The sequence below is a fragment of the Sporomusa sphaeroides DSM 2875 genome (assembly GCF_001941975.2).
Lineage (GTDB): Bacteria > Bacillota > Negativicutes > Sporomusales > Sporomusaceae > Sporomusa > Sporomusa sphaeroides.
This window is the reverse complement of record NZ_CP146991.1, coordinates 128,212-143,946: the sequence shown is the minus strand read 5'-3', so window position 1 is coordinate 143,946 and position 15,735 is coordinate 128,212. Positions and strand designations below refer to the sequence as shown.

Sequence of the window (15,735 nt, the reverse complement as noted above, 5' to 3'; positions counted from 1 at the left end):
GTCCACCTCCGGTATTAGAATTCCCTGATTACAACCGGCTTAATCTGCCAAATGCCAATAGCATATTCGGAAATTGTGCGGTCGCTGGCAAATCTGCCCGAAAAGGCAATATTATTTATGGACATCGTCTGCCAACGGCTCTGATCGCGATACAGATTGCCGACCTTTTCCTGGGCTGCCGCATAACCGGCAAAATCCTTTAAGACAAAGTACTCATCATTGGTACGCATGAGAGAATGATGAATACTGTCAAACTCATCGGCACTAACAGGGAAAAAGCCGTTAATTAGCTGGTCAACCGCTTGCTTCAGGCGCGGGTTGCTGTTATATACGTCCAGCACATTGTAGCCGCCATATTTATAATAGTTCAGGACTTCGTCGGCGGTTAACCCGAAAATAACTATATTATCGTCGCCAACTTCATCATGAATCTCAATATTGGCACCATCCAGCGTACCGATAGTAACCGCACCGTTCATCATAAACTTCATATTACCGGTGCCGGAGGCCTCGCGGCTGGCTGTTGATATCTGCTCACTGACATCGGCGGCCGGAATAATAAGTTCAGCCAGCGATACACTGTAGTTTTCCATAAAGACAACCTTAATTCTACCGCCAATATCCGGGTCATTGTTAATGACCTGGGCCAGGGTGTTAATAAACTTGATAATGCGTTTGGCCAGATAATACCCGGCTGCCGACTTACCGGCGAAAATAAAGGTGCGCGGCTCAATATCCAGACTGGGATCCGCCTTGAGGCGGTTATATAAGTCTAAAATATGGAGCGCATTTAATGTCTGGCGTTTATACGCATGAATCCGCTTTACATGCACATCAAAAATAGACTGAGTGTCAACCGTTATATTCATTTTAGCTTTAATATACTGAGCCAGCCGTTCCTTATTGGCTTGTTTAACGGCTTTAACGCTTGCCTGGAAGGCCGCGTCGGTACCATAACGGTGCAGATTTGCCAGTTCAGTGGGATGATCCAGCCAGCCTTGGCCGATGGTTTCGCTAATAAGATCAGCCAGTGCGGGATTGGCTTTAGCCAGCCAGCGGCGGTGGGTAACCCCATTGGTTTTATTATTAAAGCGATGGGGGTAGAATTTATGAAAATTAGCCATAACTTCTTGTTTCAGTATATTGCTGTGCACTTCAGCCACACCGTTGACACTGTGACTGCCGACAACCGCCAAATGCGCCATATGCACATAACCTTCACTGATGATGGCCATATCCCGGATTTTATCCCAATCACCGGGGTATTGCTCCCACAGGGCGGCACAAAACCGCTCATTAATTTCGCGAATAAGCGTATACATGCGCGGCAGCAGGCGTCCTACCAGTTCAACCGGCCATTTCTCCAGCGCTTCAGGCAAAATCGTATGATTGGTGTAGGAAATGGTTTTGCAGGTGGCATTCCAGGCCTCAGCCCAGCCTAACCCCTCTTCATCCAGCAGAATGCGCATTAACTCCGGTACGGCCAGCGCCGGGTGGGTGTCATTGATATGGATGGCAATTTTTTCGTGAATTTTGGCCAGATCGGCCGGCGTTCCGCCATGGGTGCGCTTATACCGCCGGACAATGCTCTGCAAACCGGCAGAAACGAAGAAATATTGCTGTTTGAGCCTGAGCACCTTGCCTTCCGGATAATTGTCGTCAGGGTACAGGATCTGCGAGGTGGCTTCCATGGAATACTTCTGTTCCACCGCTTTTAAAAAGTCGCCTTTGCTGAAAGAGGAAAAATCAAAATGGTTGGTCTCGGCACTCCACAGCCGCAAGGTATTGACGGTATTGCGGTTAGCGCCGACAACCGGTATATCATAAGGCACAGCCAGTACCGGTTCATAATTTTCATGAATGGCAACAAGCCTTCCTGCCCGTTCCTCCATCCGGACAGTACCGCCGAATTTAACAGTTACCGCCCGGCTGGCCTTGCGCATTTCCCAGACATAGCCGTCACGCAGCCAGTTATCCGGCAATTCCATTTGATACCCATCGACAATCTTTTGTTCAAACATGCCATGCCGGTAACGGATGCCGTTGCCGTGGCCAGGCAGCTGCAGTGAAGCCATAGAATCAAGAAAACAGGCGGCAAGGCGCCCCAGGCCACCGTTTCCCAAACCGGCGTCTGCTTCCACAGCCTCCAATTCTGCCAAATCAATGCCTAATTCAGCCAAACCTTCCCGGCATAGGTCGGTCAGCCCCAGATTGAAAAGATTACTGCCAAGCAGCCGCCCCAGCAAAAATTCCATAGAAAAATAGTACACCTGCTTATCTTTACTGACACGATATTGCATATTGGATTTATACCAGCGTTTGTTGATAATCTCCCGTATCAAAGTGCTGAGGGCTGCATATTTATCGGTAAGCGTGGCATCATCCAGATGTTCTCCGAACAGGGTTTCCAGGCGTTCGATAAAAGCTGCTTTAAATTCTTCTTTAGTTCTGAACATATTATTTATCCTCCCCCGTCCGTTTGCTAGCCGGCAATCAAACTCTCATACATCCGGCAATACTCGCCGGCCGAATGACTCCAGCTGTTGTCAGAGCGCATAGCATTCTTAACCAGCTTACTCCACTCGGTCCGGTCCTGGTATAAGAGCACAGCTTCTTTAATAGTACCCAGCATTTCATGAGCATTATAATTAATAAAAGTAAAACCATTGCCTTCACCGGTTTCCGGCTGGAAGCGGATAACAGTATCCTTAAGGCCGCCGATTTCCCGGACAATAGGAATACTGCCATACCGGAGCGCGATCAGCTGCCCGATACCGCAAGGCTCAAACCGGGACGGCATAAGAAACATGTCAGAACCGGCATAAATCTTATGGGCCAAATCGTCAGAAAAAGTAATCTTGGCCGATACTTTATCCGGGCGGCAGCCTGCCGCATAGGCAAACAGGTTTTCAAAGCGCCTTTCACCGGTTCCCAGCACCACCAGCTGTACATCAAGGTCCAGCAATTCTGCCATGACATGAGCAATCAGATCCAGCCCCTTGGAATCCACCAGCCGGGAAACCATGCCAATAAGCGGAATGTGTTTGCCTACAGACAAACCCAGTTCGGCCTGGAGTTTGATTTTGTTGTCAAGACGTTTGGTGGTTCCCCGCCAGGTATAATTGGTATAGATGAAACTATCCCCGGCCGGATTATAAGTTTCATAGTCAATGCCGTTTACAATCCCGCAAATATCAGCCCGGCGTTTGGCCAAGATACCCTCCAGTTTTTCCCCGAAATAAGGATATTGCATCTCCTCGGCATACGATTTGCTGACAGTGGTTATCTGATCGCTAAACGCCAGACCTCCTTTCAAAAAGTTGACCTGCCCGTAGAACTCCAGACCATCGGCGGTAAACGCACTGGTCGGCAAACCTAACAGGTCTACCAAAATATCACTGGGGAAAATCCCCTGATACATTAGATTATGAATGGTGAATACCGTTTTGACACCCGCATATTCATTTCTGTCAATATATTGGAGTTTAAGCATAGCCGCCAGCGGCCCGGTCTGCCAGTCATGGCAGTGAATGATTTCAGGCATAAAGTCCAGTCGCGGCAACGCCTCAAGCACCGCCCGGCAAAAATAGGCAAACCGCTCGGCCTCGTCATAATAGCCATACAGGCCCTCGCGCTTAAAATAATATTCATTGTCGATGAAATACCAGGTAACCCCCTGAAAGTCAAGCTCATACAGTCCCGCATACTGCCTGCGCCAGCCGACAGATACGGTAAAGGTGGCCCGCTTAACCATCCGGGAGACAAATTCGTCCGGAATACAACTATACTTAGGCATAATTACCCGAATATCGCCGCCTTGCGCGGTAAGCGCTTTTGGCAGCGAGCCAATCACATCACCTAAACCGCCGGTTTTGGCAAACGGTGCAGCCTCAGATGCCACAAATAAAACTTTTCGCATATTAAATCACCGTTCCCTTCGTAATGACAATGGGGTGGTTTAATTCCCCCTTAAGCCGTTTGCCTGCTGTAATTTTGACATCTTTGTCACAAATGACATTCTCGATAATTGCTCCCGGTCCGACCTCCCCGTTTTGCATAATAATGCTGTTGGTAATCCGGGCGTCTTTATGAATCTTAGCACCACGGAACAAAATACTGTTTTCCACCTTCCCGGCGATTACCGAACCATTGGCGACAAGCGAACTTCTAACCTGAGCGTCCTGCTGGTATTTGGCGGGGGCCGCATCCTTAACCTTCGTGTAAATGGAGCCGTTGGAAAAAAAGAGTTCCTGCCATACCGCGGGAGTTAACAGCGCCATACTGTGACTAAAATAATCCTGCACCGAATTAATCTGGGCCAAATAACCCTGAAAAGGAAATCCATAAATTCTGAGATTCTCCAGGTTTTTAAGAAAACAATCGCGTGCCAGATTCGTCCCGCCCCGCGCCACACTGGCATCAATTAAATCAACAAACAAGCTGCGCTCCATCAGGTACATGGCCAGCGATAATTTGTTACTACGGGCGCTGACCGGACAAATCTCCATATCCACAATCCGGCCGTCGGACGTGGTTTCCAGCAGGGTGGCGCCGGTCATCTGCCGGACATCGGTGTCACTGTATTCTTTGTATAATATGGTTATATCGGCGTTTTTTTCCTGGTGAAAACGAAACGCGGCCTCATAATTAATATTACAAACTGCCCGGCTGCCTGAAAGCAGAACATAGCGCTGCCGGCTGCTTCTAATATAATCAAGATTATTGAAAAAATCCACCAGGTCTTTGGGAAATGCCCCCTGCACGTTGTCGGTCTGCAACGAAGGCAGGATAAACAGGCCATCCCGCTTCCGGGCCAGATCCCACTCCTTGCCTGAACGGATATGGTCCATAAGCGAACGCGAATTGCCGGCAGATAAAATGCCCACATTGGTTATGCCGGAATTGATAAAATTTGACAGCACAAAATCAATCAAGCGATACCGGCCACCAAACGGAATCGCGGCCAGCGGCCGGTTTTTGGTTATCTCCCGGAGCAGGTCATGACTCTCATGCAAATTGATCAAACCCATTACATTCTTCAATAGACTTCCTCCCTTCATAACCATGCTGCTTTGCGCCGGAAGCTTACGAACGGGCAAGCAGGGCATTGCGCTTAATCTTAGTCTCGCTGGTAATTGTCAGGTTATCGCCAATTAAGGTTATCCCGGAAAACCAGCGGGTTGCCTCCTGCTCAGTTATTTCATCTGTGCCAATCTGAGCGCCGGCTTCAATGACTGATTTGCGGCCGATAATGGCTTTATTAATAACGGCATTGGCACCAATAGTCGTGTAAGGCATAATAATAGAATCCTTTACCCTGGCACCTGCCCCCACATACACGCCGGGAAACAATACGGAATTTTCCACCTGGCCGTGTATTTGGCAGCCTTCCGTGATCATCGAACAAATAATCTGCGCCGTATCTGCCACAAAATGCGGCGGCTGCGCAGGGCTGACAGAATAAATCCGCCAGCTGGGATCATACAAATTGAGCGTCGGTTCATCACTGAGCAAATCCATGTTGGCTTCCCAAAAACTTTCGACTGTGCCAACATCCTTCCAGTAGCCGCTGAAGCGGTAAGCATACAGGCGCTCACCACCGGCCAGCATCCTGGGGATGACATTTTTACCAAAGTCATGGCTGGAGCTGGTATCGGCAGCATCGGCCGCCAGATAGGCTCTGAGTGCCGGCCAGCTAAATACGTATATTCCCATGGAAGCCAGGTTGTTTTTTGGATTCTTGGGTTTTTCCTCAAATTCCACAATACAATCCTCGGCTGCCGTATTCATAATGCCAAACCGGCCGGCTTCCTCCCACGGCACCTCAATAACAGCAATGGTAACATCAGCCTGCTTGGTTTTATGATAATCAAGCATCAGCGAATAATCCATTTTATAAATGTGATCGCCTGACAGGATCAGCACATATTCCGGGTTAAACATTTCGATAAAATTAAAGTTCTGATAAATGGCATCTGCCGTGCCTTTGTACCATTCGCCGCTTTTTTCCCGGACATATGGCGGCAGTACATACACTCCGCCGTTGCGGCGGTCGAGGTCCCAGGCACTTCCAATACCAATATAGGAATGAAGGGCTAATGGCTGGTACTGGGTCAGCACGCCGACAGTATCAATGCCGGAGTTATAACAATTGCTCAGCGGGAAATCAATGATGCGATACTTGCCGCCAAACGGTACAGCCGGCTTGGCCAGCTTTTTGGTCAGCGCCCCCAGTCTGCTTCCCTGACCGCCGGCTAAAATCATGGCAACACATTCCTTGCTTCGCATAGTGCTCCACTCTCCCCTATGTAGTCCTTTTTAATCTGCAACAACACCGGTATCTTCAAGGTCTCCCCCAGTTGCTTCCGGACAACTGGCGCCAACCGGTTTTAAATACACAGCCGCCAAGGGTGGCAGCGTAATAAGAAGAGAGTTAGGCTGACCATGCCAGGCAACGGTCTCCGGAATAAGCTCTCCCGGATTTTCCTGGCCTGACCCGCCATATACCGGCCTGTCGCTGTTGAGTACTTCGACATAATGCCGGGCAGCCGGTACACCCAGCCGGAACTCCTGCCGGACAACCGGCGTAAAATTCAGCACAGCGATAATAAACTCACCGGCTTCTTTCCCTTGCCGTTTAAACACCAGGACACTCTGCTCGCTGTTGTGACAATCAATCCAGGAAAAGCCCTGCCAATCCTGCTCGTTTTGCCACAAAGCCGGATGTTCCAGATAAAAGTGATTCAGCGCTTTAACATAGTCCAGCAGTTTACCGTGCATTTCGTAATCAAGTAAATGCCAGTCCAAACTGTCCTGGTAATTCCATTCAATGAATTGACCAAACTCCCCGCCCATAAACAACAGCTTTTTGCCGGGATGGGCCATCATATAGGCGTAAAAGGCCCGGAGATTGGCAAACTTCTGCCAGTAATCACCCGGCATTTTATCCAGCAGCGATTTCTTGCCATGTACTACCTCATCATGGGATAAAGGCAGGACAAAGTTTTCGGAAAAAGCATACATGAAAGAAAAAGTCACCAGATTATGATGATGCTGACGATGAAGCGGATCCAGCGCCATATAGCGCAGCATATCGTTCATCCAGCCCATATTCCATTTAAAATTAAACCCTAAACCACCCAAATAAGTCGGTTGAGTAACCAGCGGCCAGGCTGTCGAGTCCTCGGCAATCACCAGCGCCGCCGGATAATTGGCAAAAACAGCTTCATTAAGCTGCTGCAAAAAGCTGACGGCTTCCAAATTTTCCGTCCCGCCCTGGCAGTTAGGTTCCCAATCGCCCTGATCACGGCCATAATTGAGGTACAGCATGTTGGCCACCGCGTCAATCCGCAGGCCGTCAATATGGTAGACCTCCAGCCAAAATAGCGCATTTGAAATTAAAAAGCTCACCACTTCCGGCCGGCTAAGGTCAAAATTGGCCGTACCCCAGCCGCGATTCTCGCGCCGCCAGTCACTGTATTCGTAGAGGGTTGTACCGTCAAAGCAGGCCAGTCCATGAGCATCTTTGCAAAAATGTCCGGGAACCCAGTCCAGAATGACCCCGATTCCCTGCCGATGGCAGCAATCAACAAAATACATAAAGTCTTCCGGCTCGCCGTAACGGCTGGTAACAGCATAATAACCGGTGGCCTGATAGCCCCACGAACCGTCAAACGGATGCTCGGCAACAGGCAGCAACTCAATATGGGTATAGCCCATACTGGCGGCATACTGCGGCAGTTCCAGCGCCAGCTCCCGGTAGGACAGCTTTTGGCGGTCACTGCCCCGCTTCCATGAACCCAAATCCACTTCATAGATATTCATCGGCTGGTTATAAGGACTCTTTTTGGCTTTGGCCTCACGCCAAGCGTCATCCTGCCAGCAATAGCCTTCCAGGCTGACCAGTTTTGAGGCTGTATTCGGCCTGACTTCGGCAGCAAAAGCATATGGGTCGGCCTTATGCAGCACTTCCCCGCTACCGGTAACAATCTCGTATTTATACAAATCCCCCGCTGCAGCCCCGGAAACAAACAACGCCCACACACCGCAGTCACGTGCCTTTACCATGGCATGACCGCTGCCGTCCCAGTTGTTAAAACTGCCGATAACCCTGACTGCTCTGGCACGAGGCGCCCATACGGCAAACCAGGCGCCAGCCACCCCGCCGGCTGTGGCTAGATGCGCTCCCAGCATAGTATAACTGCGGGTATTGCGGCCCTCATGGAATAAATACTTATCATAATCGGTAAGCCACGCCATAGTCATCACTACCCACCCCCTGCTGTTGTTAGTAGTCTGTTCTAAATCTACTATATTACTTCTACCTGGGCAGAGAAAATACCTGTTATGTCATGCTAATTTTTCCATAATTTTCATTATTACTAAATCAGCCTGCCCGCTCAATTTTCGCCAAAATTTCCGCTGTTATGAACTGGCGGTTGCCCATAACCGGAATGACGCCGTTCCCGGCATGAGCTGCCATTCCCGGACTCACTACGGCATTGGCCGTAATGATAGCGCCAGCCAGCGTGGTGTCGCGTTCGATCCGGGCATACTGCATAATAATACTGTCCTTAATTTTAGCCCCCGGGCCAATATATACACCGGGAAAAACAATAGAATTCTCCACCTCTCCCAAAACAGTGACTCCCCCGGCAATTGCCGAATTGCTCACTTTAGCTCCCGGCCCGTGATACTGGGGCGGCAAACTTACCTGCGGCGAATATACAGGCCAGTCCGGATCATCCAGCACCAGTTTCGGGGCCAGCCCCAATATATCCATATTGGTCTGCCAATAGCTGCTGATTGTGTCCACATCCTGCCAATATCCGGCAAACTTATAGGCATATATGCGCTTGCCGGCAGCCAACAAAGCAGGGATTATGTCTTTGCCAAAATCATGGGTGGATGTAAAACTGGCAGCATCTCTTTCCAAATACTGTTTTAACACTTTCCAGGAAAAAATATACACTCCCATGGAAACCTGATTACCCCTGGTCTGGCGGAGTTTCTCACCCAAACCTGTTATTTGTCCGTCAACACCTATATCTATGAGGCCAAACCGGCCGGTTTCCTCCCGGGGCACCTCAAGCACCCCCAGAGTCACATCAGCCTGACAGGCTTTGTGCAGGCTGAGCATGTCGGCATAATTCATCTTATAAATATGGTCGCCTGACAGCACCACCACATACTCGGGCCCAAAATGTTCGATAAATTCAACATTCTGATAGACAGCATCTGCCGTTCCTTTATACCATTCACCACCCTGCTCCCGGAAAAAAGGCGGCAGAATATGCACCCCGCCGTCTCTTCTATCAAGATCCCAGGCACTGCCATTGCCGACATAACTATGTAACAGCAGCGGCTGATACTGGGTCAGTATCCCCACAGTATCCAGGCCGGAATTCCGGCAATTGCTTAAAGTAAAATCAATAATGCGATACTGACCGCCAAACGGCACGGCAGGTTTGGCTACTTCTTGCGTTAATGCTCCCAGACAACTGCCTTGTGCCAGTATCATGGCAATCCATTCCTTATTTTCCAAAAAATCTCCCCTCCCTGAAAGTTAGCCATCCGACAGACATGATTACCATATGCAGGGGCAGGGAAATATAGAACCAGCATTTATCCGACTAGAATTGAGACAGAATTAAAATCCCACCTGAATCAAGTCTCCATTTATATCCGGCGATTTTTTCGGACACAATAAGGGCGGAGGGATGTAAATGAATGAAATTGTATGTATGGGCTGTCATAATTATTTGCCGGACAATTTGACCGCCTGCCCGGGCTGCGGGGGTGAGCTTATTTTCACGGGTGACAACAAAAATGTAATCGACCACCTGCAGCCCAACTGTCTAATCCACCGCTACGAAGGTTCCGACCTGTTAGAGCCGGCCGTTATCCTCAAAGAGACCAAAGCCAACTGCAAGGTGGCGACCAAACTCAAAGAATATGCAAAGCCGTTGACCATATCCAAAAATAAGGTGTATTCGTTTGACCAAAAAACCCTGGGCGCTATTCAAGCCCTGCGAAACGAACGTACCGCGACCATGCACCGGTATGATCAACTCATTCATACCCACTGGCAGAACTTGAAACAATACGAGCCGTAGTACCTAATGTTAAGTACCGCAAGGTACTGGCCGGTCTGGCTGCCTCATAATATTGCAGCAGCTCGCTCACCGTCACAAATTGATAATCCTGGCTGCGCAGGTTATCAATAACTATGCCTATGGCCTGCGGCGTAGGCAGCGGATATTGTCCGTCATGCATAAGGATGATACTGCCTGGCCGGACATTGTCCATAATAGTTTTAACCACTTGTTCAACAGGTAATTGGCGCCAGTCGCCACTATCAACAGACCACAATACTGTCGTGTAACCCCGCTCACGGGCCATTGCCACAATGCGGTCATTGTACCCGCCGCCTGGCGGGCGAAAGAGTGTCGGCTTAGGTGCGCCAATACCGGTAAGGATGGCCTCAGACCGTTCAAGCTCTGCCGCCGCCGCCGTTAGCGACATCCGGTTGAGAAATTGATGGCTGTAAGCATGAGAAGCAATTTCGTGCCCGTCAGCCAGGGTCTGGGCTGTAATGCCAGGATGAACCTGGGCATTGGCTCCCAAAACAAAAAAAGTGGCCTTTACTTGTTTGTCCCGCAGAACTTTCAGCACTTCCGGCGTGGCCTGAGGATGCGGACCATCATCAATAGTAAGTGCCACTACTTTGTGGGTAGTGGACACTTTACGGATAACCTGATATTTGTCATCAACTGCCAGCATGGTTTCGTATATCAGGCCGCATACTAAGCCGACAGCCAACACGGCTATACTGAAAAAACTCCGTTTGCGCAAATTACGCAATACAATCCCCCCTATGCAGTACTCCTTTTTGGATACTACGCCGACCGGGGGCCAGATATGACAATAAGATAGCTAACACTAAGGGGGTATCCCATGACCCGCATTGTCTTACGTTGTACCGCCTTACTTACGTTTTTCCTATGGCTGGCTGCCGGCACTGCCGGAGCTGCGCCGCCAACCCTGTCGGCTCAGGCGGCTGTTCTAATGGATGCCAAGACAGGGCAAGTGCTTTATGACCGAAACATGAATAAAAAGCTGGCTCCGGCCAGCACCACCAAAATCATGACAGCCATTATCGCCATTGAGAGCGGCCGTTTGGACGAAACAACCCGGGTAAGTATCCATGCCGCCTCCACCCCCGGTTCTTCGCTCAATCTCTATCCCGGACAAAGCATCACACTCCGTGAACTGCTTACCGGGCTATTGCTCCGGTCCGGCAACGACGCGGCGGTAGCTATTGCCGAACACCTGGCAGGCTCGGTGGATGCCTTTGTGGCAATCATGAACCAGAAAGCCGGCAGCATCGGTGCACTGCACACACATTTCCGCAATCCGCACGGTCTTAGCGCCCCTAACCATGCATCCACAGCTTTTGATTTGGCCTGGATTACCCGCTATGCGTTGAATAACCCCACATTTGCCGAAATTGTCGGCACCAAGGAAACAAATATTGAATGGCTTGACCGCAAAGGCAAAAGCCATGACCGCAATCTCCGCAATACCAACAAACTGCTCTGGATGCTGGAAGATGCTGACGGCGTAAAAACCGGTACCACCAACGCGGCCGGTCCCTGCCTGGTTTCAAGCGCTACCCGCAACAACCAAAAGCTCATTGCCGTTGTCCTGCATGATCACTCGCGCTGGTTTGATTCGATGATGCTGCTAAAGCACGGTTTTGATACCTACGACCTGTATGAATATGCCGAGCAGGGGGCGGTATTTGCCTCACTGCCGGTAGACAACGGCATAACAGGCATGGTAGATGCCCTGGTAGCCGCCCCTGCCGCCCTGGTAGTCAATGCTGCCGATTATTCCGCAGTGACGGTCGAAGTGGATTTGCCGGAAAAAATAAAAGCCCCGGTATACCAGGGCCAAAAAATCGGCGAAATCATTTTCTATGTGCAGGATAAAGCCGTAAAAACAGTTGATCTTGTTGCCGGCAACGCGGTGGAAGAACGCACCGTAAGCAAGGTCCTGCTCAGACACTGGCTGGATACCGTGCGCCGCCTGTCCAACTGGGGATTATTATAGCGGCCGCCCCTGCCGGGCGATTACAACTAAAAAGGCTTGCGGTAAAAGAACGGCAAATAGTGGCTGAACCCGATATCGCGGAAATTGAGTATCGCCTCCGTACCGCCGACAAACAGTACCCCGCCCGGTTTCAAAGCAGCGAAAAAACGGCGGTACAGACTGTCTTTGGCTGCCTCAGTAAAGTAAATAACAACATTGCGGCACAAAATCAGGTCAAAGCCGGTTTCAAACTTATCAACCAGCAAATTATGACGCCCAAACTCCACCTTTGCCCGAATATCGTCATTGATTGTGGCCTTGCCGTCTGCCTGCTTAAAATATTTAGCAAGTCTGGCAGACGGTATATTTTTGAGTTCATTGGCTGTATAGGTTCCCTGTTTAGCCTTGGCCAGCATCTCGATATCGAGATCTGTGGCCAAAATACGGTGTCTCACCTGTGGTGTCAGCTCATTAAGCATAATAGCTAACGAATAAGGCTCGGCGCCAATGGAACAGCCGGCACTCCAAATATTGAGCTTAGCACTCTGTTTCAGGAGGTCTGGAATAACTCTTTTCTCCAGTTCGTCAAATTTCTCCGGCGTCCGGAAAAATTCAGTCACATTAATGGTAAGAAAATCGACGAAATCCTTATACAGCTTTTGGTCGGTCTCCAGCTTACCAAAAAAATCGACATAACTGCCGGCTCCGTGGCGGCTCATCATATTGCCAATACGGCGCTGCATTTGCGCCGGCTTGTAATCATTAAGGTTAATACCTGACTTTGTATGAACCTTCTGCTTAAACAACTCCCAATCCTTGTCACTCATGGCAAAGAAACCCCCTGTTTTATTTTAAGCATACTTTTGATACTAATGGTTGAAAATTCGACACAATACCGGTATTTTCCTACTTACATTCCCTTTATGGATAGTAATTTTCCACCAGTCAACCCTGAAAATGAAGTAAGTCCTGGTACAGGAAACGCTATACCAGGACTTACTTCATTTTCGTTGCATCAGACTAAGGCTGCTTCCGTACATTGCCGCAGCAGCAAAATCCGGCTTACCTGTTGATATATATGCGGGGAACCCGCTCCCCGACCATACAGACAAGCTCGTAAGTAATTGTCCCTAACACCTCTGCCACCTTATCGGTTGTCAGTTCAGGCACCCCAAATAAAATGGCGGTATCGCCGTTCTTGACCTCAGCAATACCGGTAACATCGGCCATGCACTGATCCATGCAGATCCTGCCGACCAAGGGGGCATAACCGCCGTTGATCAAGACCTCCGTCCTGCCGGATAGTTCTCTGCGCCAACCGTCGGCATACCCGATAGGCAAGGTGGCAATTTTGCGTTCTGTCTCAGCAATGTATGTCCGTCCATAACTGATGCCGGCTCCAGCCGCCACCGTTTTTATATGGGCTACCTGGGCTTTGAGGCACATAGCCGGCTTCAGTCTGATATTTTTATTTACTTCAGGAGATGGCCATAGTCCATAAAGAATAATTCCAGGCCTGACCATATCCAGATGTGTTTGGGGCAATTCCAGGGTGGCGGCACTATTGGCCATATGCCGCAGGGGAACATGGATGCCTTTAGCTTTTATCCGCTGCAGTGCTTCTTCAAATCTGGCATATTGAAATTCGGCATAGCTCTTGTCCGCTTCATCAGCGGTAGCAAAATGCGAAAAAACTCCCTCAATTTCTACACCAGCCATGTTGGCTACCGCGGCGGCAAACTCACCTGCCTCTTCCGGCAAAATGCCAATTCGCCCCATGCCTGTATCAATTTTGATATGCAATTTCACCTGTTTGCCGGTTTGCGCTCCGGCAGCCGCCAACGCGCGAACCATATCCAGGGAATATACCGTCTGCGCTATATCATACTTTGCCACCACCAGGGCCTGCTCCGGCGGAGTATAGCCCAATACCTGAACAGGCACCACAATACCGGCTCGCCGCAGCTCAATCGCCTCACTGACAATCGCCACCGCCAGCCGGTCGGCACCGGCTGTCAGCAAAGCCTGCGAAACGGCTACTGCACCGTGACCGTAAGCGTCGGCCTTAACCACAGCGCAAAACTTGACGCCAGGCCTTAGCCCTTTTTTTATTTCTCTAACATTGTGTTTAATGGCAGATAAGTCAATCTCTGCCCAAACCGGACGTTCAAACATGAGTAAGACCCCTATCATTTACTTTATATTGCGAGACCGCCGCCAATAGAGAAAGGCCAATCCCAGCAGCCATAACGGGCCAACCAGGAGAGCCATCGAAGTATCGGCATCCTGGCCCATAATGACAATCACCAGTGCCAGCATCGCCAAGCAAAAGATACCGGAAAAAGGATACCACGGCATCGGGAACCCTAGCCTGGCTGTTTGTGCCGGGGATAAACTCCGCCTAAACTTTATCTGGACGATAATGATAATAGCCCAAACCCATAAGCAGGCGAAGGTGCCGACACTGGTTACATAGGTGAATACTTTAGCCGGAATGAAATAATTGAGAACAACACCCACCAGCAGGCAGGCCGACGAAAGCAGCACCCCGTACACAGGAACGTGGCTGCTGTTTAATCTTCCCAGAAAGGCCGGGGCCTCTTTCTGCATAGCCAGAGTATACAGCATCCGGCCGGTGCTGAAAACACCACTGTTACAGGAAGAAAGCGCCGCCGATAATACGACAAGGTTCATTATCGCAGCAGCGTTGCCAATCCCCAGCTTTTCAAACACCGATACAAACGGACTGCCAACACTGCCAATCTCTGTCCAGGGGTAGATAGACATAATCACATAGAGCGAGCCAACATAGAACAATACAATACGCCAAAACACCTTGTCAATAGCGGCAGGCAGCGTCTTGCTGGGGTCCTTGGCCTCACCGGCCGTGATACCGATGACTTCAATCCCCACATAAGAAAATAGTACCATAGACAGAGCCATGAGTACACCGCTGGCGCCTTGCGGAAAAAAACCGCCATGCTGCCAGAGATGCGATATCCCAATCGGGACTCCGCCATTGCCGATGCCAAAGATAATCATGCCTAAGCCGCCAATAATTAACAGCACAATGGCAACCACCTTAATTAAGGCAAACCAAAACTCAACTTCGCCATATACCTCTACGGCAATGAGATTAACGGCCGTCATAATAAGCACTGCCACTAAGGCCGGTATCCACTGCGGCAGTTCCGGCATCCAGAAATTCACATACATACCCACTGCCGTAATCTCGGCCATACCGGTAACAATCCACATAAACCAATACATCCAGCCGGTTACATAACCGGCCAGCGGCCCGATGAAGATATGAGCATAGGCACTGAACGAACCTGCTACCGGATAGGCAACCGCCACCTCTCCCAATGCCCGCAGCAGGCAAAAAACCACAACCCCGCCGAGCAGATACGAAACCAATAGCGACGGCCCGGCCGCCTGGATGGCGGTGGCTGAGCCTAAAAACAAGCCAACCCCGATGGAACCACCCAGCGCAATAAGCTGAATATGCCGCTCCTTAAGACCGCGCCTCAGTTCACGCGGCTCCTCCCGTTTATGCACCATGGACTCCCTCCGCCACTAGCAATATACTAACAGTAATCATCACCTATTAGTAATTTATAGCTATAGCGTCGGGATTAGACC

At 50.0% G+C, this 15,735-nt stretch carries 12 protein-coding genes; 2 read left to right on the top strand and 10 right to left on the bottom strand.

Annotated features, from left to right (window positions below):
• Positions 1–14: 14 nt before the first annotated feature.
• The 6 genes from SPSPH_RS00565 to SPSPH_RS00540 form a co-directional block, all read right to left on the bottom strand.
• On the bottom strand, positions 15–2,456 hold the full coding sequence (locus SPSPH_RS00565) for a glycogen/starch/alpha-glucan phosphorylase (RefSeq protein ID WP_075752214.1): 2,442 nt from the start codon (positions 2,454–2,456) through the stop codon (positions 15–17).
• Positions 2,457–2,482: 26 nt separating this feature from the next.
• Positions 2,483–3,919, bottom strand: coding sequence for a glycogen synthase GlgA (gene glgA / locus SPSPH_RS00560; protein ID WP_075752212.1), 1,437 nt, complete (start codon positions 3,917–3,919; stop codon positions 2,483–2,485).
• Position 3,920: 1 nt separating this feature from the next.
• On the bottom strand, positions 3,921–5,042 hold the full coding sequence (glgD, locus tag SPSPH_RS00555; protein ID WP_075752210.1) for a glucose-1-phosphate adenylyltransferase subunit GlgD: 1,122 nt from the start codon (positions 5,040–5,042) through the stop codon (positions 3,921–3,923).
• 43 nt (positions 5,043–5,085) lie between these two features.
• Complete coding sequence (locus SPSPH_RS00550) at positions 5,086–6,288, bottom strand: glucose-1-phosphate adenylyltransferase (protein WP_075752208.1); 1,203 nt, start codon at positions 6,286–6,288, stop codon at positions 5,086–5,088.
• Between the two features lie 30 nt (positions 6,289–6,318).
• Positions 6,319–8,265, bottom strand: coding sequence for a 1,4-alpha-glucan branching protein GlgB (gene glgB, locus SPSPH_RS00545; RefSeq protein WP_075752206.1), 1,947 nt, complete (start codon positions 8,263–8,265; stop codon positions 6,319–6,321).
• Positions 8,266–8,386: 121 nt separating this feature from the next.
• Positions 8,387–9,544 carry a glucose-1-phosphate adenylyltransferase gene (locus tag SPSPH_RS00540; RefSeq protein ID WP_109298172.1) on the bottom strand — a complete coding sequence of 386 codons (1,158 nt, stop codon included), beginning with the start codon at positions 9,542–9,544 and terminating at the stop codon, positions 8,387–8,389.
• Positions 9,545–9,725: 181 nt separating this feature from the next.
• On the opposite strand from SPSPH_RS00540, the gene SPSPH_RS00535 reads away from it, so the two are divergent.
• Complete coding sequence (locus tag SPSPH_RS00535) at positions 9,726–10,115, top strand: hypothetical protein (protein ID WP_075752204.1); 390 nt, start codon at positions 9,726–9,728, stop codon at positions 10,113–10,115.
• Here the strand turns inward: SPSPH_RS00535 and SPSPH_RS00530 are convergent.
• On the bottom strand, positions 10,072–10,863 hold the full coding sequence (locus SPSPH_RS00530) for a polysaccharide deacetylase family protein (RefSeq protein ID WP_075752202.1): 792 nt from the start codon (positions 10,861–10,863) through the stop codon (positions 10,072–10,074). The two genes, SPSPH_RS00535 and SPSPH_RS00530, sit on opposite strands and share 44 nt — an antisense overlap.
• A 93-nt stretch (positions 10,864–10,956) precedes the next feature.
• On the opposite strand from SPSPH_RS00530, the gene SPSPH_RS00525 reads away from it, so the two are divergent.
• Positions 10,957–12,114: a D-alanyl-D-alanine carboxypeptidase family protein gene (locus SPSPH_RS00525; RefSeq protein ID WP_075752200.1), complete on the top strand. Its 1,158-nt coding sequence runs from the start codon at positions 10,957–10,959 to the stop codon at positions 12,112–12,114.
• Between the two features lie 26 nt (positions 12,115–12,140).
• On the opposite strand, the gene SPSPH_RS00520 is transcribed toward SPSPH_RS00525, so the two are convergent.
• The 3 genes from SPSPH_RS00520 to SPSPH_RS00510 all read right to left on the bottom strand — a co-directional run bounded on the left by SPSPH_RS00520 (position 12,141) and on the right by SPSPH_RS00510 (position 15,654).
• The gene (locus SPSPH_RS00520; protein ID WP_075752198.1) at positions 12,141–12,920 is read right to left on the bottom strand and encodes a CheR family methyltransferase; all 780 of its coding nucleotides are present in this window, start codon (positions 12,918–12,920) and stop codon (positions 12,141–12,143) included.
• 235 nt (positions 12,921–13,155) lie between these two features.
• Complete coding sequence (alr, locus tag SPSPH_RS00515; RefSeq protein ID WP_075752196.1) at positions 13,156–14,268, bottom strand: alanine racemase; 1,113 nt, start codon at positions 14,266–14,268, stop codon at positions 13,156–13,158.
• Positions 14,269–14,286: 18 nt separating this feature from the next.
• A complete protein-coding gene (locus tag SPSPH_RS00510) occupies positions 14,287–15,654 on the bottom strand; it encodes an amino acid permease (RefSeq protein WP_075752194.1) in 1,368 nt (455 codons plus the stop codon).
• Between the last annotated feature and the right edge of the window lie 81 nt (positions 15,655–15,735).